Raw genomic sequence first — 22425 nt, 5'->3', positions numbered from 1 at the left:
AATCACGGGGGGAGAGCAAGCGAACACTCGTTTAAAGAAAGATTAGAGCCGGATGTGAATCTTGAAAAATCCGGCGTCTCGAAGCGCTTGATAGAGGATGATCAGCGTGGGGCCGACGATCAAGCCGATGAAGCCGAGCACCATGAAGCCGAGATACATGGAGATCAGCGTGGCGAGCGCAGAGATGCCGAGCGAGTTGCCGAGGATCTTCGGCTCGATGATGCGCCGGAAGATGAGGATGACCAGATAGAGGACCAACAGGCCGATCGCAAGCGAGCTGTTGCCTGTCGCGAAGGCGTACAGCGCCCACGGCACGATCACAATGCCTGTGCCAAACACGGGAAGCACATCGACGATCACGATGATCAGAGCGATGGCGAGCGCATATTTGACGCCGAGAATCCACAGGCCGACCAGCACGAGGTCATAGGTGAGAAAGGAGATCAGCACCTGTGCCTGCAAAAAGCCGATGATCGCGCGGTTGAGGTTGTTCAACACCAAGCGCACTTTGGCCTGTGTTTTTTCCTCGAACAGATCGAGAAAACTGCGCACCAGCGCTGGCAGGTCGAGCGAGAAGAGGAAGAGCGCCATGATGTAGACGACGGCGATCACCATCAGGTTGGGCAGCGAGCCGATCAGGCCGACCAGCCCGTTGAGCAGGTAGAGCGTCAGATCGTTCAAGGAGTCGATCGTCTTGGTCAACGTGCTCTGCAAATTTTGCACCGATCCGGGCGGCAGCGAGGAGAAGTAGGCCTGAATGTTGTTGGCCCACTCTCGCATCGGGTCGGCCAGATTGAGCACGAAGCCGGGAAGCCAGCGGGACAGCTCGACCACTTCGATGACGATTCGCGTGGTGATGAAAAACAACAGACCGCCAAACAGCAACAAAAAGCTGGTGAAGGAGACGATCACCGCGTAGATTCGCTTCATCTTGAAGAGGCGTTGCAACAGCTTGACGAGCGGCTCTAAGACGACGGCGGTGATCAGGGCGGCAAGGATGGGAAAGCTGTGAGGCAGAATGAAATAGCCGGCTGCGATCAACAGGAGTATCCAGAGAGCTTTCAGGTAAGGGTTCATCGAGGTCTCCCTTCTGGACGGGTTGTCTATTGCTACTATATGGCTATGTTCCTCACTTCTTGTCTGCTATTTTATCGACGATCAGAAAATCGAAGGCGCGCACTTTTTGCAAGGACTTGAAGGTGATGATCAAAAACGGCGCCAGCAAAACGCCGAGGAATCCGATCGCCTGATAGCCGGCATACATGACGACCAGCGTGACCAGCGGATCGAGGCCGATCGATTGTGCGAGAATTTTCGGCTCCAGCAGCTGACGCACGGCGACGATCAGGCCATAGACGATCAAGAGGCCGACAGCCAGCTTCACATGGCCGGTGACGAACATGTAGATCGCCCAGGGAATGAACAGCGTGCCTGTCCCGAGCAGTGGCAAGATGTCGAGAAAGGCGGCGAGCACCGACAGCGAGAACGCATAGTCCACACCGAGGATCAGCAGTCCGACCAGCACTTGGCAGAAGGTGATCGAGATCAGGATCGCCTGCGCGCGCACATAGCCGAACGTCGCTTTGCCGAGGTCGTCGAGCACGACATCCCCTTTTTGACGAACGCTCGGATGGATCAGCCCGAACAGGCGGCTCTGCCAGAGCGGAAAGTCTTTGGACAGAAAGTAGGAGATCAGCAGGGAGAGCAAAAAGATCGTCACAGCGCTCGGGACTTGGCCGAGCACGTTGAGCACCCAGTCGGATACGTCCTTGCCGATCTTGCCGAGAACTTCGCCTAGCTTGCCGAGGTTCTCCCGCACCTTTTCGCTCATCTCCGGGGACAGCGAGCCGTAGAAGGCGACCGCCTCATGCAGCAGATCTGACCCTTTTCCAACCAAGCCTTTCGTCATCTCGGGCACGCGATCTTTAAAGTGGGCGAGCTCGATCATCAGCTTGGCGCCGAGCAGGAGCAAAAGGGTGGCGCCTCCGCCGAAGAAGAGGATCAAGGTGGTCAGCGAAGCGATCCAGCGCGGCAGCTTGACCTTGAGCAGCAGCTTGACCACCGGCTCCATCAGAATGGTGATCAGGATGCCGAAGATCAACGGTAATACAAAGGGCAGGGCGAAGCGCAGTCCGAGATAGACCAGCGAGAAGAACAGCGCCCACAGCGCAAAGTTGATCAATGAATAGCGGTGTTTCAACACGAAGGAAAGCATACGTCCGCTCCTTTTATCTGATCGATCTCTGTTTAGGAAGTCTCTGTTTAGGAAAAGGATACCAGATCGCGCAGTCTTTTGCGATCTCACCCTATCGTCACCGATTGCTCGTCGAGCAGGCTGGTGAGATTGTCGAGAAAGCACCTTGAGGTGGTGTCGTCCAACTGGCGCAATGTTTATCTGTGTGTGGAGGAAACTTTGTGAATGAGAACTTGGAGGGAGCTGTTTGGTTCAGGATATCAGGCAAGTCTGTGATGATCGTATCGACATAGCCACCGGCAGGAATCGATATTCGTTGGATCGCTTTTGCAAACAGCGAGCGGACGCCCTTGTTGCCGATTATCTTTTGCATTTGAAAAACGCGTTCAGGTGTGAGTGATGTCGTAGGAGTCGAAAGGTGTGCGGAGGGCAACTTCTGTCGCCCTCCTGAAGAGGATGTCTGTACCTTTTGAATGAGGAATGCTTCATCATCTGCGATCAGCTGCTTGTCACATCGCGGAGCACCGCTTCGACATGGCCTTTGACTTTCACTTTGGCGTAGATCTGCGCGATGTTCCCCTCTTTGTCGATCAGAAAGGTGGTGCGCTCAACGCCCCAAAACTTTTTGCCGTACATGCTCTTTTCTTTCCATACCCCGTAGAGCTCACAGATTTCATGATGCTCGTCGGCGAGCAGCAGAAACGGCAGCTGATGCTTTTCGATAAACTTCTCATGTCGCTTGATCGGGTCGGGCGAAATGCCCAGGATGACCGCGTCGACCTGTTCGAAGGGCGCGTGTGCATCGCGAAAATCGCACGCCTGTTGGGTACATCCTGGCGTCATATCCTTTGGATAAAAGTAGAGCACAACGTTTTTTCCCCGGAAATCGCTCAGTCGAACATGATTTCCGTCGCTTGCCGGCAGTGTGAAATCTGGTGCTGGAACGCCAACGGCGATCTCTACCATGTGATCTCCTCCGATCGGGTCGTAATCAGGTGGTGTAAAGCGGTCAGCGCGATCAAACCGCTCCGCTTAGCGGTCCGCCTCCTCGTTGGCATGCAAAAGGGAGTGCAGCGTGTCGGCCACCTCTCCGGTGAACAGCTCGGAGTCGGGCTCCGCTTCGAAGATGCGCTTCAGCTCATAGGCGGCTTCGAGCGTGTACATCGTCTTGGCTGCTTGGCGAGACTTGGCGTTGGAGACGGAGTCGAGATACGGGTGGAAGGCGACATAGCCGAGCTCTAAGCGCGGTTGGAAATGTGTCGCCACCACCTTCTTCAAGGCGTTCAGACACATCCATTCGCGGCCGAGCGTCTCTTCGAGCGCCGGATTGAGCGTCGTCTCCCCCGCGCCTTCTGCCGGGCGCGGCATGTTGTTCCACATTTCCATCAGGTTGAGCAGGTCCTGTTGCTGCTCTTCTGTCAATCGATCAAACAGATACGTCAGTCGGTCGTGTTTATTCATCGTTCTTAGTACCCCTTTGAACGCAAGTAGTTTTGTCTTGATCCATGATTATTATAGAAAAGATTAGTGAAAAAAACCATGCCTGTCAGAAAAGACTCCTTGTAGGTTATGTGATTTTCAAAGAGATATGATATCCTTCTCCTGAAGGACAGACAAGTTTACGGGAGGATTTTATGGTCGAATGGGTCGACAAAGAGAAGGTTTTTAAAGATCCGGTGCATGATTACATCTATGTGAAAGACCGCCTGATCTGGGATCTGATCAACACGCGAGCGTTTCAGCGCTTGCGCCGCATCAGGCAGTTGGGCACATCCTTTTTGACGTTTCACGGTGCGGAGCACAGCCGGTTTACCCACTCGCTCGGGACGTATGAGACGATGCGCAAGGTGCTGTCCCATTTTGATCGCAATTTCGGTTGGCCGGGCGATGAGCGGGTTCGAATGCTCGCCCTGTGCGCCGCTCTGCTTCACGATATCGGACACGGTCCGTTTTCCCATACGATCGAAAGCGTCTTTCCCTTTCATCATGAGACGTGGACGCAGCGCATTCTGATCGAGGACCCGGAAGTGAATGACATTCTGAAGCGAGTCGATGATGCGTTCGCCTTAGATGTTGCCAGCGTGATCGCCAAAAAGAGCAAATATCCGCTGGTCGTCAAGCTGATCTCTTCTCAGCTCGATGTGGATCGGATGGATTATCTGCTTCGCGATGCGCTGAACACGGGCGTGACCTATGGGACGTTCGAACTGGAGCGACTGATCCGCATCATGCGCCCGCACGGCGATGATGTGGTGGTGAAAAAGTCGGGCATGAAGACGGTGGAGCAATACATCCTAGCCCGCTATTTTATGTATTCGCAGGTGTACTTGCATCCGGTGACGGTCGGCAGCGATGTGCTGTTGCGCCATGTGGTCTCCCGCGCCCAAAAGCTGTGGGAGCGAAACGAGGATCTGTTTTTGCCGGATGAGCTGAAGCCGTTCTTCTCCGGCGAAGAGATCACCGTCAAGGAATATCTCGAACTGGACGAGAGCGTGATGACCTATACGCTGCAGCGCTGGATGCGGGCGCAGGACCCGATCTTGCGCGATCTTGCCGACCGTCTGACCAACCGCCGCCTGTTCGGGTCGGTCGATACGCGGGCGCTCAAAGAGGTGGAGCGCGAGACGATCGCGGAGATGTTCCGCTCGCACGGCGTCGATCCGGACTATTACCTGTCGTTTCAAACGGCGACGACAGACGGATACCACATGTACATGCAGGGCATCAACCTGATCGATGAGCAGGGGCGCCAACTGGACGACATCTCCAAGCATTCCGCCCTGGTGCGGTCGCTGGTGCCCGAATCAAAATTTCGCATCTTCTGCCCGAAAGAGGTTTTGCGCGGGGAAGGAAACTACAAGCCGATTCGCGGCTGGCTGGATGCGCTGAGAGATTAGAGAGGGGAACGGCAGCATGAACTACAAGATGATCGTATCTGATATCGACGGCACTTTGCTCAACTCGCAAGGTCGCCTGACAGAAGGAGTTAAAAGCGCGGTGCGCAAACTTCATGCGGAAGGGGTGATCGTGACGCTTGCGACCGGGCGCAACCTACGGGGCGTGCTCCCGCTGGTCGAGGAGTTGGGCTTGAACGTCCCGGTCATCCTCGGGAACGGAACGGTGATCGTCGACCCGCTGAAGAAAGAGACGCTGTTGCACCGTCCGCTTCCGGTGGATACGGCGCACAAGATCTTAGACGTGATCGCCGGTCACGGACTGTGGTCGAGCATCTTCGTCCACACGTTCGAAGGCATCGACACCTACTATGATCGCGACCCTGGGTTTGACGCAGCCTATCTGTTTGTCAATCGCGACCCGAGCATCTCGCGGCAGGTGGAAGATTTCCGGCAGCTGACCGGAATCGACCCGTTGAAAGTGCTCCTGATCGATCGGCCGGAAAAGGTCAATCCGTTGATCGAAGACCTGAAGAAGATCGACGATCACAAGTTTAGCATGTTCGTCTCGACCTATGATTTCCCAGGGTATACGTTCTTGGAGATGTTCGATCACGCGTCGAGCAAGGCAGCTGGCATCGATCATCTGGCCAAACAGTTCGGCATCGCCGCCGAAGAGGTGGTCGCGGTCGGTGACAACTTGAACGACATGGAGATGATCGAGTATGCAGGTCTTGGCGTCGCGATGGCGCAAGGTGTGGAAGAGCTGAAGCGAGCGGCCGATTGGACGACGAGAAGCAATGATGAGGATGGCGTCGCCTACCTGATCCATGAGCGCATCTTAAAATAGTGAAAACTCCATTCTGAATTCTCCTCTTTGTCAGATTTAAGGGAGGTAAAAGGTGGCAGGTGTAGAAATACTATCCTTGGGTCTAAAGTCATGGGCGAGGGGGAGTCCAGAATGGGGAGTTCAATCACTACTAAAATATTGCTCACTATTTTTATCCTGCTTTTTGTCCCGCTCTCCGCAGCGGGCCTGTGGTTTTATCAAGATCTTCAATCGAGTTTGAACGACATCGAGTCGGAGCGCGGGGCAAGCAATTTGCAAGCGGCCCACCAGATGTTCGACTATGTTGGTGAACAGTTAGCGTCGAGCGTGAAGAACAATGCCTTCTGGGCTGAACATCATAAGGCGATCGCCGAGAGGAACCGCGCGTTTCTTGAAGAGAGCGTGCTCTCGGTGCTCGATGTGGTCGGGACGCTCTCCTCTGTCTACATCACCGATCTTGAGGGTGATCTGATCATCAAGCGGGAGCACCAACCGTTCTTCCTCGATGCGCAATTGCCGAAGATGGTCGAGCAGATGGGCAAAGAGATGGGGATGATCGGCCTGATCCGAACGGAGCGCGGCTTGCAGATGGTCTCGTTATCGAAGATCACCAACGAGGAGGGCACCGCTCCGACAAACGGAGTGCTGATCTTTACCCGCAGTGTCAATGAAAACTTTTTGGAGACGGTGCGCGGTGTCAACCGGACGGACATCACAGTCTTTGACGGGGAGAATGTCGTTTCGACCAACAAGGAGTTCGATGTGAGCCGAGCGCCGCTGTTGGCCTCCGAAGTGCGTGCGACCGAACAGCCGCAGATCACCTCGACCGCCTCGAAGTCTGGTCAGCACACGGAGAGCGCCGACAAGCTGGTCGACATCTTCGGCGAGCCGATCGGCTTCTTGGCCTCAGAAACTGTCTCGGCGACGGGCGCACAGGTGCGCGCGAACCTGCTGTTGGTCGGCTCGGTGGCGATCGGCCTGCTGGTCGTCATCGGAGCATTGCTCTCCTGGCTGTTCTATCAAAATCTATCGCGTCCTCTGCGCCGCATCAGCGGGGAGATGGCGCGAGTGGCTGCCGGCGACCTCACGCAGTCGGACGACAAGCGCTCGTCGCTGAAGAGCGATCGCAAAGATGAGATCGGCGAGATCACCCGCGCGTTTACTGCGATGACGGAGGGGTTGCGCAAGCTGGTCGCCGGCGTGCACGAAGGCTCCGACCGAATCGCGGAAAACTCCCGCGAGTTTGCCGCATCGACCGAGGAGGCGCGCAGTTCCCTGCAGCTGATCGCCGCCTCTGCCGAAGACATTCGGTCGCTGGTCGACCGCTCGTTCACCCAGGTGGAAGAGGCGGCAGCGCAACTGCACACGCTGTCTGAGCGGGCGCAGACGATCTCTCACCACGCGCAGACGACCGTTCTCGCAGCTGGCCAGATGAAAGAAGCGGCCGGCAAGGGGCATCAGGAGGTCGATCGCTCGATCGGCACGATGGGGATCATCAGGTCGTCCGCACAGGAGAGCGAGCGCAAGGTGCTCGCTCTGCAGTCGGTGGCAGAAGAGATCGTCATCATGGTGGAGCAGATCAAAGCGATCTCCAAACAGACGGGGATGCTCGCGCTGAACGCGTCGATCGAAGCGGCGCGAGCGGGGGAAAACGGCCGTGGATTTGTGATCGTTGCCAGCGAAGTCGGCAAGCTGTCCGACCAGACTCGCATCACCACCGAGGAGATCGAGCGGCTCGTCGAGCGCATCAAGCAGAGCGTGGTCGATGTGTGCGATACGACCGGACATTTGCATCTTCGCCTCGAAGAAGGCGTGGACGCTGTGCATGCGACGCGGGCAGCCTTTGCGGAAATCCTGCATCGTATCGATGAGGTGGAGAACAAAGTTGTCGACATCGGTCAGGGCGCGAGCGAGCAGGAAGCGATCACCGGAGTGGGCGCTGAGGCTGTGTTCTCCGTCAAAGAGATGGCATCTGAGATCGTGGCGAGCGTCGAGGAGACGACAGCTGCGACCGAGGAGATGGTCGCGATGGTGCACACGATCGCCGAAAACTCGAACGGGCTGGCCGAGCTGGCAGAAGAACTACAAAATGATGCGGACAAGTTCAAACGATAGCGTTTCATCCAAAAAAGGCACAGCTGCCGATCGGCAGCTGTGCCTTTTGTAGCGTGTCGACTATTTTCCCGCCTCGCGAATCGAGGCGAGCGCTTCTTGCATCGAGGTGACGCGCGCGTCGCACTCAAGCCCCTGACCGATGCCATGCGGATCGATGTAGATCGTCTGGCAGCCGAGCTCATGGGCGGGGAGGATTTCGTTCACCCAGTTGTCGCCGACGGAGAGGAAGTTTTCGTACGGCAGGTCGAACTGCTCGTGGATGCGTGCAAACACCGCTTTCGTACCCGAGGGTTTGCGAGCGGTAAACACTTTGAGGTCGAACGAGTCGAGCAGGCCGAGCTTCTCCAAGATTTTGGTCGAGTCGACCTCTGGCGAGTTGGTGACGAGCACCTGCTTCACGCCGCCTGAGCGAGAGGTGGCGATCGATTCGATCAGGCCTGGGATGCGGTTCATCTGGAAATCGGGGCCCATCATAAACTCGCGGGTGGCGAGAAACGCTTCGCTCGTCCCCGCATCTTGCAGCCCGTAGTGGCGCGCCATGCAACCGGGTACCCACCACATGTCGCCGATCGAAAACATATCTTCGAGGTTGACGGTGACTCGCTCCGGGTAGAGCTTGCGCACCTCATCAGCTGGAAGCTCGGTGCCGTCCCAGTGGAACGCCTGCGTGACCTCGCCCTTCAGTTGCACGAGGATCAGATCTCGATTGCTGTCATATGTACGGCCGATGCGGAGCGGGTGCTCATCCTGAAGCGCAGCCTCGTAGTCGGACTGAAACTTGCCCTGCACATCTTGATGCAAACGCTTCTTTAACTCGTTTGCGTAATAGTCGAAATGGTGAGTATCTTCATAGAGAGTTCCGTCCAAATCATAGACGATCAGATTGACGCGTGAAAGATCCATTGGGTCATCCCATCCTTTCCTAGGCTCTATTATAGCGCAAACGAGAGGTAAGACATCTGATTTGCGCACATATCGAGAAAAAAATATACAAAGTATGTCTTTCTTTTGAAAGCGCTTTTCGATACAATTGAACTTGCCTTTCGCTGGATACACTCTAACGTTGTTGCCGTATAGACACCTGTCCATTCGCATGAAGTATCCACTAGTCAAAATATGAGACCGAAATGAAAGTTGGGAAGAGAATGATCGAATTTAAGCAAGTGAGAAAAGTTTATCCCAATGGGACCGTCGGCCTGGATAATATCAATCTGACCATTCATCCGGGTGAATTTGTTATTATTGTTGGGCTTTCTGGCGCAGGGAAGTCGACCCTGCTGCGCTCGATCAACCGCTTGCATGAGATCACCGATGGCGAGATCCTGATCGACGGCAAGTCGATCACCAAGGCGAAGGGCCAAGAACTGCGTCACTTCCGCCGCGATATCGGCATGATCTTCCAGAACTTCAACCTCGTCAAGCGCGTCTCCGTCATTCGCAACGTCCTCTCTGGGCGCGTCGGCTATCATGGCACGATGCGCACGCTGCTCGGGCTGTGGCCGAAGCGCGACGTCGAGCTTGCTCTCGATGCGCTCGATCGGGTCAACATCCGCGAAAAAGCGTATGCGCGTGCGGATGAGCTGTCTGGCGGTCAGCAGCAACGCGTTTCGATCGCGCGTGCATTGGCACAGGAAGCGAAGATCATCTTGGCGGACGAGCCGGTCGCTTCTTTGGACCCGCTGACCACTCGTCAGGTCATGGACGACCTGAAGCGCATCAACCGCGAGCTCGGGATCACCACCGTCGTCAACTTGCACTTCTTGGATCTGGCTCGCGAATACGGAACTCGCATCATCGGTCTTCGCGCCGGCAAGGTCGTGTTTGACGGTCCGGTCGAGCAGGCGACAGACGATGTGTTCTCCGAGATCTACGGCCGTAAGATCAAGAAGGACGAACTGCTTGGCACCACGGAGGAAGGGGTATGAGCCAAGCGCAAAAAAAGATCAAGCCTCCATCGAAGCTGAAGTATACGATCGCATTTTTGATCCTCGCAGCTCTCTATGTGGTCTCTTGGCGGGGCGTGAAAGGTGACATCGGAGAGCTGATCGACGGACTTCCGAACATCGGGGACATGATGGCGCAGCTCTGGCCACCCGACTTTAACTATTTTATTGAAATTCTCGATCCGATGCTGGAGACGATCCAGATGGCGATCCTCGGGACGACATTTGGCGCCTTGCTCTCCATTCCGATGATCTTGCTCGCTTCGAGCAACATCTTTGGCCGCAAGGTGGTGCTGATCACCCGAGCGATCCTCAACGTGACCCGGACGATTCCTGAACTGCTCTTCGCAGGTATCTTTGTTGCGATCGTAGGCTTGGGGCCGTTCGCGGGCATCATGGCGCTCACGCTGTTCTCCTTCGGGATCATCACCAAGATGACCTACGAGTCTGTCGAGACGATCGATCCAGGCCCGCTGGAAGCGATGACCGCAGTCGGGGCGAACAAGCTGCAATACATCGGGTTTGCCGTCGTGCCGCAAGCGCTCCCCGCGTTTGTCGCTTATGTTTTCTATACGTTTGAAGTTTGTGTGCGCGCTTCCGCGATTCTCGGTCTTGTCGGCGCTGGCGGGATCGGTCTCGTATTGAATACGGCGCTTGCGATGTACCAATATACGCATGTCGCATCGATCATTCTGTTCACCTTGATCATCGTGATCTTGATTGACACGATCTCTACTAGAATTCGGGAGAAATTGATATGAGCCAACAAAACAAGCCATTGGCAGCGCCGCCAAAGACACTCTTTCAGAAGATTAAGCTCGCCCTCTATGTGATCTTCTTCATCCTCTTGTACGCCTGGTGTTTTTCGGGCATCGAATTGGATACGAGCAAGATCAAGGAGAGCTTGCCTGTCGCAGGTCGGATCATCTCGGACATCTTCGACGTCGAGTGGTCGTTCATCCCCGAAGATGAGGGCGTTATCGACAACATGTTCATGACGATTGCGATCGCGCTGCTCGGGACGACGATCGCTGCGACCCTCGCCATTCCGTTCGGCTTCTTGGCTGCGACGAACATGAGCAAAAAGAATCGCTGGATCTCCTCGGTGGGCAAGCGGATTCTCAACGTGATCCGGACGCTGCCGGAGCTGATCGTTGCGATCATCTTTATCGTCGCCGTAGGTCCCGGTCCGTTTGCCGGGGTTTTGGCGATCGGTTTCCACTCGATCGGGATGATCGGCAAACTGTACTCTGAGGCGATCGAGAACATGGACGAAAGCCCGATGGAGGCGATGAACGCCTGTGGTGCGAACCGCATCCAGACGCTATGGTTCTCCGTCCTGCCGCAAGTGTTGCCTGAGTTTATGTCCTATGCGCTCTACAAGTTTGAGATCAACGTCCGCGCTGCCTCCGTCCTCGGGATGGTAGGAGCCGGCGGTATCGGTACGCCGTTGCTCTTCGCTTTGATCGGGCACGATTGGAATCGCGTAGGTGCGATCTTGATCGGGATCATCCTTGTCGTCATGGCGATCGACACGATCTCCGGTGCGATTCGGAAGCGCTTGGTATAATCTTCTCACGCCGAAAGCCCGGTCCTCGACGACCGGGCTTTTCGTTTGAGTGGCAGAGAGCGGGCAAGTAGTCTACAATAGGGAAGTACATATTGAGCAAGCGGTCGTGTAGATCAAAAGGAGGCTTCTGTCGTGTCCGGAATGTTTATGCTGTTCACTTGGGGCGTTGCGATCGTCTGCGCTCTGATCGCGACGATTTTATTGAAAGCGCCCAAGCTGTTTTCGATTCTGTTTGGCGTGATTTTGGCTCAGGGATTGATGTTTGTCGGCGGTCATATGCTGAAACTGTACGTTGGACCCATCATCGAGATCGGGGGTACGTCAACGCCAGTTTTGACCGATATCGTCTTAGCGCTGATCGGTGCGTTCCTCGGCGCATTCGCAGCGAAAGCGCTCCGTCGCGGACGCTAATCGTAACGAGCAAGAAAGGGTGTAGAGAAGGTGAACAAGAAAGCGCTGGGCATTTTGTTCGCAGTCATGTTCTTGGTCATGCTCGGGTTTGGCATCATCATCCCGGTCATGCCGTTCTTCGCGGAACAGTTGGGCGCGACGCCGTTTCAACTGGGTCTGCTGATGGCCTCCTACTCGGTGATGCAATTTCTGTTCGCCCCGTTCTGGGGAGGCATCTCCGACCGCATCGGCCGCAAGCCGGTCATCATGATCGGGATCTCCGGTCTGTCGCTGTCGTTCTTCCTCTTCGCGTTTTCTGATCAGCTCTGGATGCTGTTCGCCTCGCGCATCCTCGCCGGCTTCCTCTCCTCGGCGAACATGCCGACCGTCATGGCGTATGTGGCGGACATCACCTCGCCAGAAAATCGCGGCAAGGGCATGGGGATGATCGGAGCGGCAGTCGGGCTCGGCTTTATCTTTGGCCCGGCGATCGGCGGCGTGTTCTCAGCCGAAAGCTACTCGACGCCATTTTTGATCGCAGGCATCGTGTCGGCGATCACGTTCCTCTTCGTCGCGTTTGTGCTCAAGGAGTCGCTGCCGCCTGAGCGACGCTTGAAAAAGGGCGGGGCGCAAGAGTCTCGCTGGAGCGCGTTTTCCGGCTCGCTTTCGATCCTGTACGTGTTGATGTTCTTCGTCTCCTTCTCGCTGGCTGCACTGGAAGGCACGTTCGCCTACTACGCTGCAGAAAAAGCCGGTCTGGACACGGTGCATCTGGGCTACATCTTCATGATCATGGGTCTGGCTGGCGCTTTTGTGCAAGGGGGTCTGGTCGGTCGCCTGATCAAGAAGCGCGGGGAGAGCTTGGTCATTCAACTCGGCCTGGTGGTCTCCGCTGTGGGCTTTGGACTGATCCTGCTCACCGACAGCTTCTGGACGGCTGCCCTCTTCCTGTCTGTCTTCGGGATCGGCAACGGCCTGATCCGCCCTGCTGTCTCCGCGCTGATCAGCAAGCGCACGAAGGTCGGTCAGGGGGCGGCAACAGGTCTGCTCTCCTCCTTCGAGTCGCTCGGCCGAATCGTCGGGCCGCCGCTGGGGGGAGCCGTCTTCGCGCTCTCGATCAACTTCCCATATCTCGGCGGGATTTTGCTCACCATCATCGCCTTTGTGCTCTATCGCATCTACGTGGGGCGTGCGGGTGACGCGAAGCCAGCCGCCTAGAAGAAAGACGAAGAAAAAAACCCGCGCACTGCCATCGAGGCAGGCGCGGGTTTTGCATTTGGATTAATGTGCGATGCGTGTGCGCAAGCTTTTGTAGACAAACCAGAGGATCGCGAGGATCAGCAGGGCCAAAATGCCGTAGGAGAACGGCTTGATGTACGGTTCGATGCTCGCCCAGTTGGCGCCCAGTTTAAATCCGGACCATGTGAGTGCCAAGTTCCAGGGGATGCAACCGATAAAGGTGAAGATGGTGAACTTCCAGAAGTTCATCTGGGCGATACCGGCAGGCAATGAGATGAACGTGCGAATGACCGGCAGGTTGCGCCCGAAGAACGCAGCCCAATCGCCATACTTGCTGAACCAGCGGTCGGCGGTGACGATATGTTTTTCGCTGATCAGGATATACTTGCCATACTTGAGCAAAAAGGCGCGACCGCCGCTTGCACCGATCCAATAGGTGAGCACAGAGCCGACCAGATTGCCGAAGACTCCAGCCCAGACGACAGGCCAGAAGGAAAGCAGGCCCTCTTCCGCTTTGAAACCGCCGTAGAGCATGATCACTTCGCTCGGCAGCGGGATGCATGCGCTTTCAATCAACATCCCCCAGAAGATACCCCAGTGCCCCAAAGTTTCGATCAGCCCTGTCGCGATGCTCGAGAGCCATTCGAGCAGTGAATGCAGCATGTGTACAATACCTCGCTTGTCTTGTTCAATCTGCTACCTATTGTACACGTTTTTCGAGGAGAATTGCCCATTTTTTCAAAAATTCATCAGTCTGATACATTTCGTTCACAGCAGGGTGCCATTTGCGCAGTGCCTTTTCCAAAGGGCGATCCGCTTGCTGCTTGTATTTGTGTAGTTCTTTATACGCCTGATGAGGGAAGCTGAGCAGGGCGAGCAGCACTTCGATCTCGGCTGGCGCGACAGGGCGTGCGCGGTGGTAGGCAGCCAAGATGTCGAGCGCATCTTCTGGTGACCAGTTCAAGCCGGGAAGCACGTTTTGAAATAGGTTGACAAGGTCGGACGCAGGAACGTCGAGCCGAAACGCATCAAAGTCGATCAGCGAGACCTGACCGTGAGCGTCGATCGCGAAGTTCTCCCCCTTGACGTTGCCGTGCACCAGCGAAGGCATCCGCTGCACCTTTTGCACCATTCGCTCGTAGTCGGATCGCATCAGCAGGTCGGTCGCACGCTTCGCTTGCGACAGAATCTGTGCAGCATCGCGGCGAACCACATCTTCAAAAGCGTTTTGTGGTCGCTCAAGCGTCGCAAGCGCAAGCTGCAGCTCTTCGGTGCGCTCCGCAAAGCGGCGCGTCCATCTGCTGGAAAAGAAGACCGCAGTGCTTTGCGGCGGGAGGGAGAGCCCGCTGGACAGCTGATGAAAATCGCCAAGCACAGCTGCTGCGGCGAGCCATTCCGCTTTTGCGTGCGGGTTGAGCGGACGGCCTACCCAGCGGGTCAGGAAAAAGTTGCCGTCGTCCGTCCGATTGATCGCTTCGCCGTGAACGGTGGGGATCAGCCGAGGTGTGCGGGTGAATCCTTGTCGCCACAGATATTCGATCGCATGATGATCGAACATCAGGCGCGAAAGGCTGCGTTTGCCGCGCTTCAAGCAGAAGTCACCCTGTACAGCTTCGATCTTCCAGACAGGGCCGACTGGGATTACCTTTTCGACGGCGAGCTGCCAGTGCGTTTCAAGCAGATGTTGAACTGAGAGCAAGCGACGCTCACCTCCGCATTCAGTAGAGCAAACTTTCTACAATGTATGGTGCGAGCGTCAGGAAAATTATAATGATCTGCGTATACTTGTCCTGCAAAGGCATATCTGTTATAGTAGGTTAGCATGTGTTTTCGAAGAACAATTGCAGTTGACAGAAACTGATCTTCTCAATCAAAATATGGTTGAGAGATGCAACCATCAAAAGCGAGGGAAAACTTACATGAGCATATTAGGAACTCTGGCGGACGGTGCATTTATTGCACTTCAAGGTTTGACGGGTGCTTTAAGTGCTTATCAGGTTGGCGTATCCCTTTTCGGCTACAGAAAGCCTAAAGATACGATAACTCATGCGCCGAAGAAGTCGTTTGCGATCTTCGTCGCGGCGCATAATGAAGCGGAAGTAATTGAGCCTTTGATCGAAAACCTGCATCAGTTGGAATATCCGAGAGAGCTCTATGATATTTTTGTCATCTGTGACAACTGTACGGATAACACGGCTGAGATCGTTCGCAACGCCAATGCGCTCGCATTTGAGCGCTTTGATGATACGAAGCGCGGCAAAGGGTATGCGATCGAATGGATGCTGGAACGCCTGTGGGAACAGGAGAAGAAGTACGATGCGGTCGTCATGTTCGATGCGGATAACTTGGCAGCCAAAGACTTTCTCGTACACATGAACGAGAAGCTGATGAACGGCGACAAGGTCATCCAAGGGTACCTGGGCACGAAGAACCCGAACGACACTTGGATCACCGCTTCCTATGCGATCTCCTACTGCATCGCCAACCGCACGTGGCAGTTTGCCCGCTACAACTTGGGGCTTGCGAACGCGCTGGGCGGTACGGGGATCTGCATCGACGCAGATTTGCTCAAGGAAATGGGCTGGGGTGCTCACTCCTTGACAGAAGATGTGGAGTTTACCGCTCGCTGTGTCGAGCGTGGAATCTATCCGACCTGGGCGCACAACGCGAAAGTGTTCGATGAGAAGCCACATACGATGCGCGCTTCTTGGCGCCAACGGCTGCGTTGGATGCAAGGTCACTTCGACTGCGCGTCCCGCTATTTCTGGCCGTTGATGGGCAAGAGCATCAAGAACCGCAATTGGGCGATGCTCGATGCGGCTCTCTATCTGTTCCAGCCGATGCGCGTGCTGATCATTCTGTTCACCACGATCATTCTGTACTTGCAGTGGATGATGCCATCTTGGTGGGCGATCACCGACATCCAAGATGTGATGCTGCCGACCCCATATTGGGTGGTGATCAACATCTTCTTGTATGCGCAACTTCCGCTCTCGATGATCTTGGAAAAAGCGCATTGGAAGTCATACTTGTATTTGCCGATCTTTCCCATCTTCTTGCTCACATGGTTCCCGATCACGCTGTTCGCTTACTTTACGAAGAACAACAAGAAGTGGAGCCATACGGAGCATACCCGCGCGATTCGCTTGGATGAGCTGAGCAACTAAGCAAAATGAACACCCCCCGCGAAAGCAGGGGGTGTTTCTGTGTATCCTTTGTGGGGAAAAGTAAGGAGGAACGCCTGTCAGTTCATCTTCGCCTCGCCGTCGAGACCGAGCATGATCTTGATGGCGTCGCGACCGCAAGTGCCTGGGACGATGCCCAATTCTTGCGCCTTGAATGTGGTCGATTCAAGCGGTGCTGCCAGCAGTTCATCGAGCGTCTTGACGCCGACCGCCCGACCGGCGATGATCTCGCGGCTGGCGAGCTTCTCGTTGAGCAGCCCGACATCGAGCGCACCACACATGATGTATCCTTTTTCGGTGGTGACCATCACGAGGTTGGTCTTTGGGAGTACAACCGAAATTCCAAGTGCGATGCGATCCTCGAATGGGATGGGAATGACGTTGATCATCGAACTCCTCCTTGTCAAAGGTGCCATTCACTAACACGATATGATCAGGGCAGGATCACTAGAAGTCACGGAGGAACGAAATGAAAATTGTGCTGGCAACTCTCAATGCAAAATATATCCACGCCTCACTCGCGCTGCGCTACCTGCGCGCCTATGCAAAAAAAGATTTTCCAAACATCGATCTCTGCGAATATACGATCAAAGACCAAGCGATGAACGTCGTCGCCGATATTTACAAGCGCAAGCCGGATGTGATCGGGTTTTCTTGCTACATTTGGAACATCGAAGAGACGATCCCGATCGTGGAGATGCTGCGCAAAGTGTTGCCCGATGTGAAGATCGTCCTGGGTGGGCCAGAGGTCTCCTATGATTCGGAAGAGTGGATGGCGCGCATTCGCGAGGTGGATGCGATCGTCGTCGGCGAGGGGGAGAAGACTTTTCACCATCTGCTGCAGGCGATCGAGCGCAACGATCGGTGGGAGACGGTGCCTGGAATCTTGTATCGCGAGGAGACGGGCGCGGTACGACGCACCTTTTTCCGGGAGAAGTTGGAGCTGGATGAGATCCCATCTCCCTTTGAGGAGGAGGACATCCCCACGCTGGTCAACCGCGTGGTCTATTTCGAATGCTCGCGCGGATGCCCGTTCTCCTGCTCATACTGCTTGTCCTCGATCGAGACGGGCGTTCGCTATTTCGATCTGGAGCGCACTAAGGCGGACTTGAAACGGCTGATCGACGGTGGGGTGAAGACGATCAAATTTGTCGATCGCACATTTAACATCCACATGCGGTATGCGCTGTCGATCTTCGAGTTTTTGATTCAAAATCATCAGGACACGGTGTTTCAATTTGAGATCACAGCAGACATCTTGAAGCCGCGGGTGGTCGACTATCTGGCCGAACATGCGCCGCCCGGACTGTTTCGCTTTGAGATCGGCGTGCAATCGACGAACGATGTGACCAACGAGTTGGTGCAGCGCAAGCAGAACTGGGAGAAGCTGACCAACACGGTGCTCAGCGTCAAGCGCACCGGCAAGATCGATCAGCATCTGGATCTGATCGCCGGTCTGCCGATGGAAGATTATCAGTCTTTTAAAAAGACGTTTAACGATGTGTTTGCGCTGGAGATCGAAGAGTTGCAGCTCGGCTTTTTAAAGATGCTTCGCGGTGTCGGGGTGCGGCTCGATGCGCAGAAGTACGGCTATCATTTTATGGACAAGGCACCTTATGAGATCTTGAGCAACGATGTCTTGCCCTTCGACGATGTGATCCGCATCAAGCGGGTGGAGGACGTGCTGGAGAAATATTGGAATGCGCATCGCACCAACCGCACGGTGCGCTATCTGGTGGCAGAAGAGTTTCCCTCTGCGTTCGACTTCTTCCAATCGTTTGGCGACTATTGGGAAGAGCAGGGGTGGAACCGCATCGGACATCAGGTGGAAGATCTGTTCAGGCGCCTGCACCAGTTTCTGCAGGTACACGGCTTGAAACGGGCGGAGGTGGTGCTCGGCCTGATGAAGATCGACTATCTGATCGGCTTCAAAAACAAGCCGCGCGGCATCTGGTGGGAGCGCACGCTGGACAAGCGCGCGACTCAGCAGTACATCCAATCGTTTGTGGCCGACCCGAGCGTGCTCGGTAAACAGTATGAGCAGCTGAAGTTGAGCGAGCAGGATATTCATAAGCACTGTCTGCTGGAGACGGTGCCGTTTCAACTGCTCGACCAGAAAGGGCTCGCCTTTGAGTCGGGCGAAGAGCACTTGCTGCTCACCTACTATGAGCCAGGTCAGAAACAGGAGCCGCAGTTTTTCACCTGCAAGAAGAGTGCGGTCAAATCGCTGCAGCTGCAGGGATGATCAAATTCAACCTCGATGATCGATGTGAAACGAAAAGACGCGCCTCTTAAGGGCGCGTCTCGTTTTCTTTCACTATATGATCGCTGATCGTCTCTTCAAGCTTTTGAATCAGCGATTCTCGGTCCTGTTCGGGAACTTGAAGGAGCCGGTCAGGCAGGGTGAGCAAAAAGCGCTCGACCGGATCAGCAGCGGAAGGCTGCTCCACACGGCCAGCTTGGTAGCGACCTTTTGACTCCTTGAGCAGAGAGGAAGGTTCTGCTGCATCGGTTCGCCCCAGCAGGTAGTCGTACGTAACATCAAAGAAATCGGCGAGTTTCTTCAGGGTGTCCAAGCGTGGGATGCGTTCGTCGTTCTCTTCGCTATTCTCATAATGCGAGATGGAGGTGCGGTCGATCCCAACCTCTTTGCCCAACGATTCTTGGGACAATTTTTTGCTCTTGCGGAGCTCTTTTAGACGCTGTGGAAATCCCATAGCTTGTTCACCTTCTTTGATCAAGTGCTATCTTTCATCTTATCATTCACCGTGCGGAATAAAAACAGTGCGTCTAGCGCACGATCTGTTGACATCGTTGAGTGAGGAAACGTATGATAGTCTGTGAGAGTGCGAGTTAAGCACAAAATTCTGGAGGGGTGTTTTCCATGGCGACCGAGATGCAGGTACGGCAAGCACTGATCAACGCGCGGAAGGGAAAACGGATGACACAGGAGCAGCTTGCAGAAGCGGTCGGGATCACGCGCGCTTATTTGGCAAACATCGAGCGGGGGAAACATGCGCCGTCGCTTCGCGTTGCATTCGAGATCGCGCGGGTGTTGGATCGAAAGTTGGAAGATCTTTTTTTGGAAGACAAGGTGCGAAAAACGCACGGTATGTAAATGGGATAAAAATAGCGATAGTATTCTGATTGTTCTAAGTTTAACATAAAATCGGTAGCGTACGTCATTGTTTTGCTTTCCGAAACGATTTTGAGATGGTACGATGGAAGTGGTAAGCTTGGGGAAAGAAAAGGGGGTTCTACAATGGATGAGCAGACAAAGATGATAAAAGAGCTGTGCGATGCGGACGGTGTGCCAGGTTTTGAGCGAGAGGTCAGAAACAAGATGCGCGAACTCCTGACTCCCGTTTCAGATGAGATCCTGACCGATCGTCTCGGCGGGATCGTCGGCAAAAAGGTCGGGGATGCGAACGGCCCGAAGATTCTTTTTGCAGGCCATCTCGATGAGATCGGCTTCATGGTTACATACGTGACGTCAAAAGGCTTTTTGCGCTTTCAAACGATGGGCGGCTGGTGGCCGCATGTGGTTTTGGCCCAGCGGGTGAAGATCAAAGGTCGCAAAGGTGACATCGTGGGGATCGTCGGATCGAAAGCTCCGCACGTGTTGGCTGCGAAAGATCGCGAGCGCGTGCTGGACATCAAAGAGATGTTTATCGATGTCGGCGCAACCAGCAAGGAAGAGGTCGAGGAGATGGGCATTCGCCCTGGCGACATGATCGTCCCGCTCTCCGAGTTCACCACGATGCGCGGCGGCGATCTCTGGGTCGGCAAAGCGTTGGACAACCGCGCAGGCTGTGGGCTGGCGGTCGAAGTGATGAAGCGCCTGCAAAATGAGTCGCACCCGAACGTGCTGTACGGGGGCGCAACGGTGCAGGAAGAGATTCAGCTGCGCGGTGCAGGTGTGCTCGCCAACCTGGTCGAGCCGGACATTGCGTTTGCGCTCGATGTTGGCGTGGCGTATGATACGCCGGGCTTTGAAGGCTACCAGCAGACATGCAATCTCGGCGAAGGCCCGCTCAGCTTTATCTACGACCTGTCGATGATTCCGAACGTGCCGTTGCGCGACCTGGTGCATGACACGGCGAAGGAGCTCGGCATCAACCTGCAGGTGGACGCGCTGACCGGAGGCGGTCAAGATGGCGGCAAGTTCCACATCTCCGGCATCGGTTGCCCGACGATCGCGCTCGGCTTTGCGACTCGCTATATCCATTCGCACACGGCGATTCTTTCGAAGAAAGATTGGGAGCAGGCGGCAGATCTGCTCGTCGCTGTGATCAAAAAGCTCGACCGCAAGACAGTGGACGCGATTCAGAACTGGTAGGCAAAAAGGCAAGACGTTAAAAATCCCTGATCCGACGGATGAGGGATTTTTTTTATTTTGCCCATACTACGAGGGGAAAGGAGTGAAGAACCTGTTGGGCGTTCTGCACAATTACCCGCTGGTAGCAGCCCTGTTGTCGATCATCGTCGCACAGGTTTTAAAGATTCCCCTGCACTACCTCTATCACCGCAAGTGGGACTGGCGCCGAATCGTCGGGGCGGGTGGGATGCCGAGTTCCCATTCTGCTGGGGTGACCGCGCTTGCCTCGGCGATCGGCGTGCAGGAGGGGCTCAGTTCCACGTGGTTCGCTTTGGCTGTCGTCTTGGGGCTGGTCGTGATGTACGATGCGATGGGAATTCGGCGTCATGCGGGCGAGCAGGCGATTGCGATCAACGATTTGACGATCGAACTGAATCAGCATCTTGAAACGGATGATCCGAAGTTCTCGCGCGCCCATGCGCGAAGCAGAAAAAGACGGCTAAAGGAATTGCTCGGCCACCAGCCGATCGAGGTGGCGGGGGGAGCTGCATTTGGGATCGCCTTTGGGCTTTTTCTGCACGGGTACTATTGAAGGGTACTATTAACGGGTACTATTGATAGAACTGTTGAGCGAACGGGAAGGAGTTGATCGCGTGACGCGCTTTGATCCTGATCTGGTCTTCTTCGAGCCGAAAGCGCTCGAATATCCGGTGGGAGATGCGCTCTACCGCCGATTGAAAAAGACGGGCATCCCGATCAAGGTCACCCCTTCGCACAATCGTGTGACGGGGATACCTGGCGATACTCCGGCAAAAGCGTACGCCAATGCGAAGCGCACGCTTGTCGTCGGCGTGAAGCGGACGATGAAGTTGGATACATCGAAGCCATCGGCCGATTATGCGTTGCCCGTTTCAACTGGCTGCCCAGGCCATTGCCATTATTGCTACCTGCAGACGACGATGGGCAAGAAGCCGTATGTGCGGGTGTATGTGAACATCGACGAGATCTTAGACAACGCGCAAAAATATATTGAGGAGCGAGCGCCTGAGCTTACGACATTTGAGGCGGCCTGCACGTCAGACCCGATCGCGGTCGAACATCTGACGGGCAATCTGAAGCGAATGATCGAGTTTATGGGGCGGCAGGAGCGCGCAAAGCTGAGGTTTGTTACCAAATATGACGATGTGGATCATCTGCTCGATGCTGCTCACAATGGGAATACGCGCTTTCGCTTCTCGATCAACTCACGGTATGTGATCAAAAATTTTGAGCCGGGTGTCTCCGCCTTCGACTCGCGGATCGAAGCGGCGGGAAAAGTGGCGAAGGCTGGCTATCCGCTCGGTTTTATCGTCGCTCCTTTAATCATCTATGAGGGGTGGGAAGACGGGTATGCAGAGCTGTTCGAGCGGATGAGTCGAGAGCTGATTCCAGAGGCGAAGCAGGATTTGACGTTTGAGCTGATTCAACATCGCTTCACGGCGGCGGCCAAGCGAATCATCTTGCAAAACTATCCGGCGACGAAGCTTGAGATGGAGGAAGAGAAACGAAAATATAAGTATGGAAAGTACGGACGGGGGAAATGGGTGTATCAAGGCAGCGATGCGGATCGGCTTAACTTGCACCTGCGCGGGCTGATCGAGGAATATTTCCCCGCGTCAAAGATCGAGTATTTTACATAGTGGACATGCGCTCAAGAGTTGTTCTCTTGCAGGCTTGGCAAAAAGAGTGATGATTCATGAGGGGCGCAT

The 22425-nt window shown here is 55.1% G+C and carries 23 protein-coding genes; 14 read left to right on the top strand and 9 right to left on the bottom strand.

Annotated features, from left to right (window positions below):
- Positions 1-42 precede the first annotated feature (42 nt).
- The 4 genes from ytvI (ACFSOY_RS16455) to ACFSOY_RS16440 all read right to left on the bottom strand — a co-directional run bounded on the left by ytvI (ACFSOY_RS16455) (position 43) and on the right by ACFSOY_RS16440 (position 3655).
- Complete coding sequence (gene ytvI / locus ACFSOY_RS16455; protein ID WP_386048472.1) at positions 43-1077, bottom strand: sporulation integral membrane protein YtvI; 1035 nt, start codon at positions 1075-1077, stop codon at positions 43-45.
- Between the two features lie 52 nt (positions 1078-1129).
- Complete coding sequence (ytvI, locus tag ACFSOY_RS16450) at positions 1130-2215, bottom strand: sporulation integral membrane protein YtvI (RefSeq protein WP_386048471.1); 1086 nt, start codon at positions 2213-2215, stop codon at positions 1130-1132.
- Between the two features lie 477 nt (positions 2216-2692).
- Positions 2693-3160: a thioredoxin-dependent thiol peroxidase gene (gene bcp / locus ACFSOY_RS16445; RefSeq protein ID WP_386048469.1), complete on the bottom strand. Its 468-nt coding sequence runs from the start codon at positions 3158-3160 to the stop codon at positions 2693-2695.
- Positions 3161-3226: 66 nt separating this feature from the next.
- Positions 3227-3655: a hypothetical protein gene (locus ACFSOY_RS16440; RefSeq protein ID WP_386048467.1), complete on the bottom strand. Its 429-nt coding sequence runs from the start codon at positions 3653-3655 to the stop codon at positions 3227-3229.
- Between the two features lie 173 nt (positions 3656-3828).
- Between ACFSOY_RS16440 and ACFSOY_RS16435 the strand changes: the two genes are divergently transcribed.
- From ACFSOY_RS16435 to ACFSOY_RS16425, 3 genes are all read left to right on the top strand, one after another.
- Positions 3829-5091 carry an HD domain-containing protein gene (locus tag ACFSOY_RS16435; RefSeq protein WP_386048465.1) on the top strand — a complete coding sequence of 421 codons (1263 nt, stop codon included), beginning with the start codon at positions 3829-3831 and terminating at the stop codon, positions 5089-5091.
- Between the two features lie 16 nt (positions 5092-5107).
- The gene (locus tag ACFSOY_RS16430) at positions 5108-5938 is read left to right on the top strand and encodes a Cof-type HAD-IIB family hydrolase (RefSeq protein ID WP_386048463.1); all 831 of its coding nucleotides are present in this window, start codon (positions 5108-5110) and stop codon (positions 5936-5938) included.
- Positions 5939-6049: 111 nt separating this feature from the next.
- A complete protein-coding gene (locus tag ACFSOY_RS16425; RefSeq protein ID WP_386048462.1) occupies positions 6050-8032 on the top strand; it encodes a methyl-accepting chemotaxis protein in 1983 nt (660 codons plus the stop codon).
- Between the two features lie 60 nt (positions 8033-8092).
- Here the strand turns inward: ACFSOY_RS16425 and ACFSOY_RS16420 are convergent, their stop codons facing one another.
- On the bottom strand, positions 8093-8935 hold the full coding sequence (locus ACFSOY_RS16420) for an HAD family hydrolase (RefSeq protein WP_386048461.1): 843 nt from the start codon (positions 8933-8935) through the stop codon (positions 8093-8095).
- Between the two features lie 242 nt (positions 8936-9177).
- Here ACFSOY_RS16420 and phnC point away from each other — a divergent pair, with 242 nt between their 5' ends.
- From phnC to ACFSOY_RS16395, 5 genes are all read left to right on the top strand, one after another.
- Positions 9178-9957, top strand: a complete 780-nt coding sequence (gene phnC, locus ACFSOY_RS16415; protein ID WP_386048459.1) for a phosphonate ABC transporter ATP-binding protein — start codon at positions 9178-9180, stop codon at positions 9955-9957.
- Entirely contained in the window at positions 9954-10736 is a 783-nt protein-coding gene (gene phnE / locus ACFSOY_RS16410; RefSeq protein WP_386048457.1) for a phosphonate ABC transporter, permease protein PhnE, read from the top strand. Before phnC ends, phnE (ACFSOY_RS16410) begins: the two co-directional genes overlap by 4 nt.
- Positions 10733-11545, top strand: a complete 813-nt coding sequence (gene phnE / locus ACFSOY_RS16405; RefSeq protein ID WP_386048455.1) for a phosphonate ABC transporter, permease protein PhnE — start codon at positions 10733-10735, stop codon at positions 11543-11545. The genes phnE (ACFSOY_RS16410) and phnE (ACFSOY_RS16405) overlap by 4 nt, the downstream gene beginning before the upstream one ends.
- Positions 11546-11677: 132 nt before the next feature.
- The gene (locus ACFSOY_RS16400) at positions 11678-11956 is read left to right on the top strand and encodes a hypothetical protein (protein WP_386048453.1); all 279 of its coding nucleotides are present in this window, start codon (positions 11678-11680) and stop codon (positions 11954-11956) included.
- 30 nt (positions 11957-11986) lie between these two features.
- The gene (locus tag ACFSOY_RS16395; RefSeq protein ID WP_386048451.1) at positions 11987-13153 is read left to right on the top strand and encodes an MFS transporter; all 1167 of its coding nucleotides are present in this window, start codon (positions 11987-11989) and stop codon (positions 13151-13153) included.
- A 63-nt stretch (positions 13154-13216) separates the two neighbouring features.
- Here the strand turns inward: ACFSOY_RS16395 and ACFSOY_RS16390 are convergent, their stop codons facing one another.
- Both ACFSOY_RS16390 and ACFSOY_RS16385 read right to left on the bottom strand, forming a co-directional pair.
- Positions 13217-13837, bottom strand: coding sequence for a DedA family protein (locus tag ACFSOY_RS16390; protein ID WP_386048449.1), 621 nt, complete (start codon positions 13835-13837; stop codon positions 13217-13219).
- 37 nt (positions 13838-13874) lie between these two features.
- Positions 13875-14873 carry a hypothetical protein gene (locus tag ACFSOY_RS16385; protein WP_386048448.1) on the bottom strand — a complete coding sequence of 333 codons (999 nt, stop codon included), beginning with the start codon at positions 14871-14873 and terminating at the stop codon, positions 13875-13877.
- Positions 14874-15093: 220 nt separating this feature from the next.
- Between ACFSOY_RS16385 and ACFSOY_RS16380 the strand changes: the two genes are divergently transcribed.
- Positions 15094-16341, top strand: a complete 1248-nt coding sequence (locus ACFSOY_RS16380) for a glycosyltransferase family 2 protein (protein WP_386048446.1) — start codon at positions 15094-15096, stop codon at positions 16339-16341.
- 77 nt (positions 16342-16418) lie between these two features.
- Here ACFSOY_RS16380 and ACFSOY_RS16375 read toward each other — a convergent pair whose 3' ends face one another.
- On the bottom strand, positions 16419-16748 hold the full coding sequence (locus ACFSOY_RS16375; RefSeq protein WP_386048444.1) for a YunC family protein: 330 nt from the start codon (positions 16746-16748) through the stop codon (positions 16419-16421).
- A gap of 80 nt (positions 16749-16828) precedes the next feature.
- Here ACFSOY_RS16375 and ACFSOY_RS16370 point away from each other — a divergent pair, with 80 nt between their 5' ends.
- Complete coding sequence (locus ACFSOY_RS16370; protein WP_386048442.1) at positions 16829-18604, top strand: B12-binding domain-containing radical SAM protein; 1776 nt, start codon at positions 16829-16831, stop codon at positions 18602-18604.
- A 46-nt stretch (positions 18605-18650) separates the two neighbouring features.
- Here ACFSOY_RS16370 and ACFSOY_RS16365 read toward each other — a convergent pair whose 3' ends face one another.
- The gene (locus ACFSOY_RS16365; RefSeq protein WP_386048440.1) at positions 18651-19076 is read right to left on the bottom strand and encodes a helix-turn-helix domain-containing protein; all 426 of its coding nucleotides are present in this window, start codon (positions 19074-19076) and stop codon (positions 18651-18653) included.
- A gap of 167 nt (positions 19077-19243) precedes the next feature.
- On the opposite strand from ACFSOY_RS16365, the gene ACFSOY_RS16360 reads away from it, so the two are divergent.
- The 4 genes from ACFSOY_RS16360 to splB all read left to right on the top strand — a co-directional run bounded on the left by ACFSOY_RS16360 (position 19244) and on the right by splB (position 22356).
- Complete coding sequence (locus ACFSOY_RS16360) at positions 19244-19477, top strand: helix-turn-helix transcriptional regulator (protein WP_386048438.1); 234 nt, start codon at positions 19244-19246, stop codon at positions 19475-19477.
- Between the two features lie 144 nt (positions 19478-19621).
- Positions 19622-20698 carry a M42 family metallopeptidase gene (locus ACFSOY_RS16355; protein WP_386048436.1) on the top strand — a complete coding sequence of 359 codons (1077 nt, stop codon included), beginning with the start codon at positions 19622-19624 and terminating at the stop codon, positions 20696-20698.
- An 82-nt stretch (positions 20699-20780) separates the two neighbouring features.
- Entirely contained in the window at positions 20781-21269 is a 489-nt protein-coding gene (locus ACFSOY_RS16350; RefSeq protein WP_386048435.1) for a divergent PAP2 family protein, read from the top strand.
- A gap of 61 nt (positions 21270-21330) precedes the next feature.
- Complete coding sequence (gene splB, locus ACFSOY_RS16345) at positions 21331-22356, top strand: spore photoproduct lyase (RefSeq protein WP_386048433.1); 1026 nt, start codon at positions 21331-21333, stop codon at positions 22354-22356.
- The last annotated feature ends 69 nt before the right edge of the window (positions 22357-22425 follow it).

It is taken from the genome of Tumebacillus lipolyticus, assembly GCF_042682745.1.
In the GTDB taxonomy this organism is placed as follows: domain Bacteria; phylum Bacillota; class Bacilli; order Tumebacillales; family Tumebacillaceae; genus Tumebacillus_A; species Tumebacillus_A lipolyticus.
The sequence above is the reverse complement of the archived record's forward strand: the minus strand, read 5'-3'. Positions and strand labels throughout refer to the sequence as shown.

Coding starts and splice junctions, on each gene's coding strand:
- ytvI (WP_386048472.1), bottom strand. CDS start 1,077: ATGAACCCTTACCTGAAAGCTCTCTGGATACTCCTGTTGATCGCAGCC.
- ytvI (WP_386048471.1), bottom strand. CDS start 2,215: ATGCTTTCCTTCGTGTTGAAACACCGCTATTCATTGATCAACTTTGCG.
- bcp (WP_386048469.1), bottom strand. CDS start 3,160: ATGGTAGAGATCGCCGTTGGCGTTCCAGCACCAGATTTCACACTGCCG.
- ACFSOY_RS16440 (WP_386048467.1), bottom strand. CDS start 3,655: ATGAATAAACACGACCGACTGACGTATCTGTTTGATCGATTGACAGAA.
- ACFSOY_RS16435 (WP_386048465.1), top strand. CDS start 3,829: ATGGTCGAATGGGTCGACAAAGAGAAGGTTTTTAAAGATCCGGTGCAT.
- ACFSOY_RS16430 (WP_386048463.1), top strand. CDS start 5,108: ATGAACTACAAGATGATCGTATCTGATATCGACGGCACTTTGCTCAAC.
- ACFSOY_RS16425 (WP_386048462.1), top strand. CDS start 6,050: ATGGGGAGTTCAATCACTACTAAAATATTGCTCACTATTTTTATCCTG.
- ACFSOY_RS16420 (WP_386048461.1), bottom strand. CDS start 8,935: ATGGATCTTTCACGCGTCAATCTGATCGTCTATGATTTGGACGGAACT.
- phnC (WP_386048459.1), top strand. CDS start 9,178: ATGATCGAATTTAAGCAAGTGAGAAAAGTTTATCCCAATGGGACCGTC.
- phnE (WP_386048457.1), top strand. CDS start 9,954: ATGAGCCAAGCGCAAAAAAAGATCAAGCCTCCATCGAAGCTGAAGTAT.
- phnE (WP_386048455.1), top strand. CDS start 10,733: ATGAGCCAACAAAACAAGCCATTGGCAGCGCCGCCAAAGACACTCTTT.
- ACFSOY_RS16390 (WP_386048449.1), bottom strand. CDS start 13,837: ATGCTGCATTCACTGCTCGAATGGCTCTCGAGCATCGCGACAGGGCTG.
- ACFSOY_RS16380 (WP_386048446.1), top strand. CDS start 15,094: ATGAGCATATTAGGAACTCTGGCGGACGGTGCATTTATTGCACTTCAA.
- ACFSOY_RS16375 (WP_386048444.1), bottom strand. CDS start 16,748: ATGATCAACGTCATTCCCATCCCATTCGAGGATCGCATCGCACTTGGA.
- ACFSOY_RS16370 (WP_386048442.1), top strand. CDS start 16,829: ATGAAAATTGTGCTGGCAACTCTCAATGCAAAATATATCCACGCCTCA.
- ACFSOY_RS16365 (WP_386048440.1), bottom strand. CDS start 19,076: ATGGGATTTCCACAGCGTCTAAAAGAGCTCCGCAAGAGCAAAAAATTG.
- ACFSOY_RS16360 (WP_386048438.1), top strand. CDS start 19,244: ATGGCGACCGAGATGCAGGTACGGCAAGCACTGATCAACGCGCGGAAG.
- ACFSOY_RS16355 (WP_386048436.1), top strand. CDS start 19,622: ATGGATGAGCAGACAAAGATGATAAAAGAGCTGTGCGATGCGGACGGT.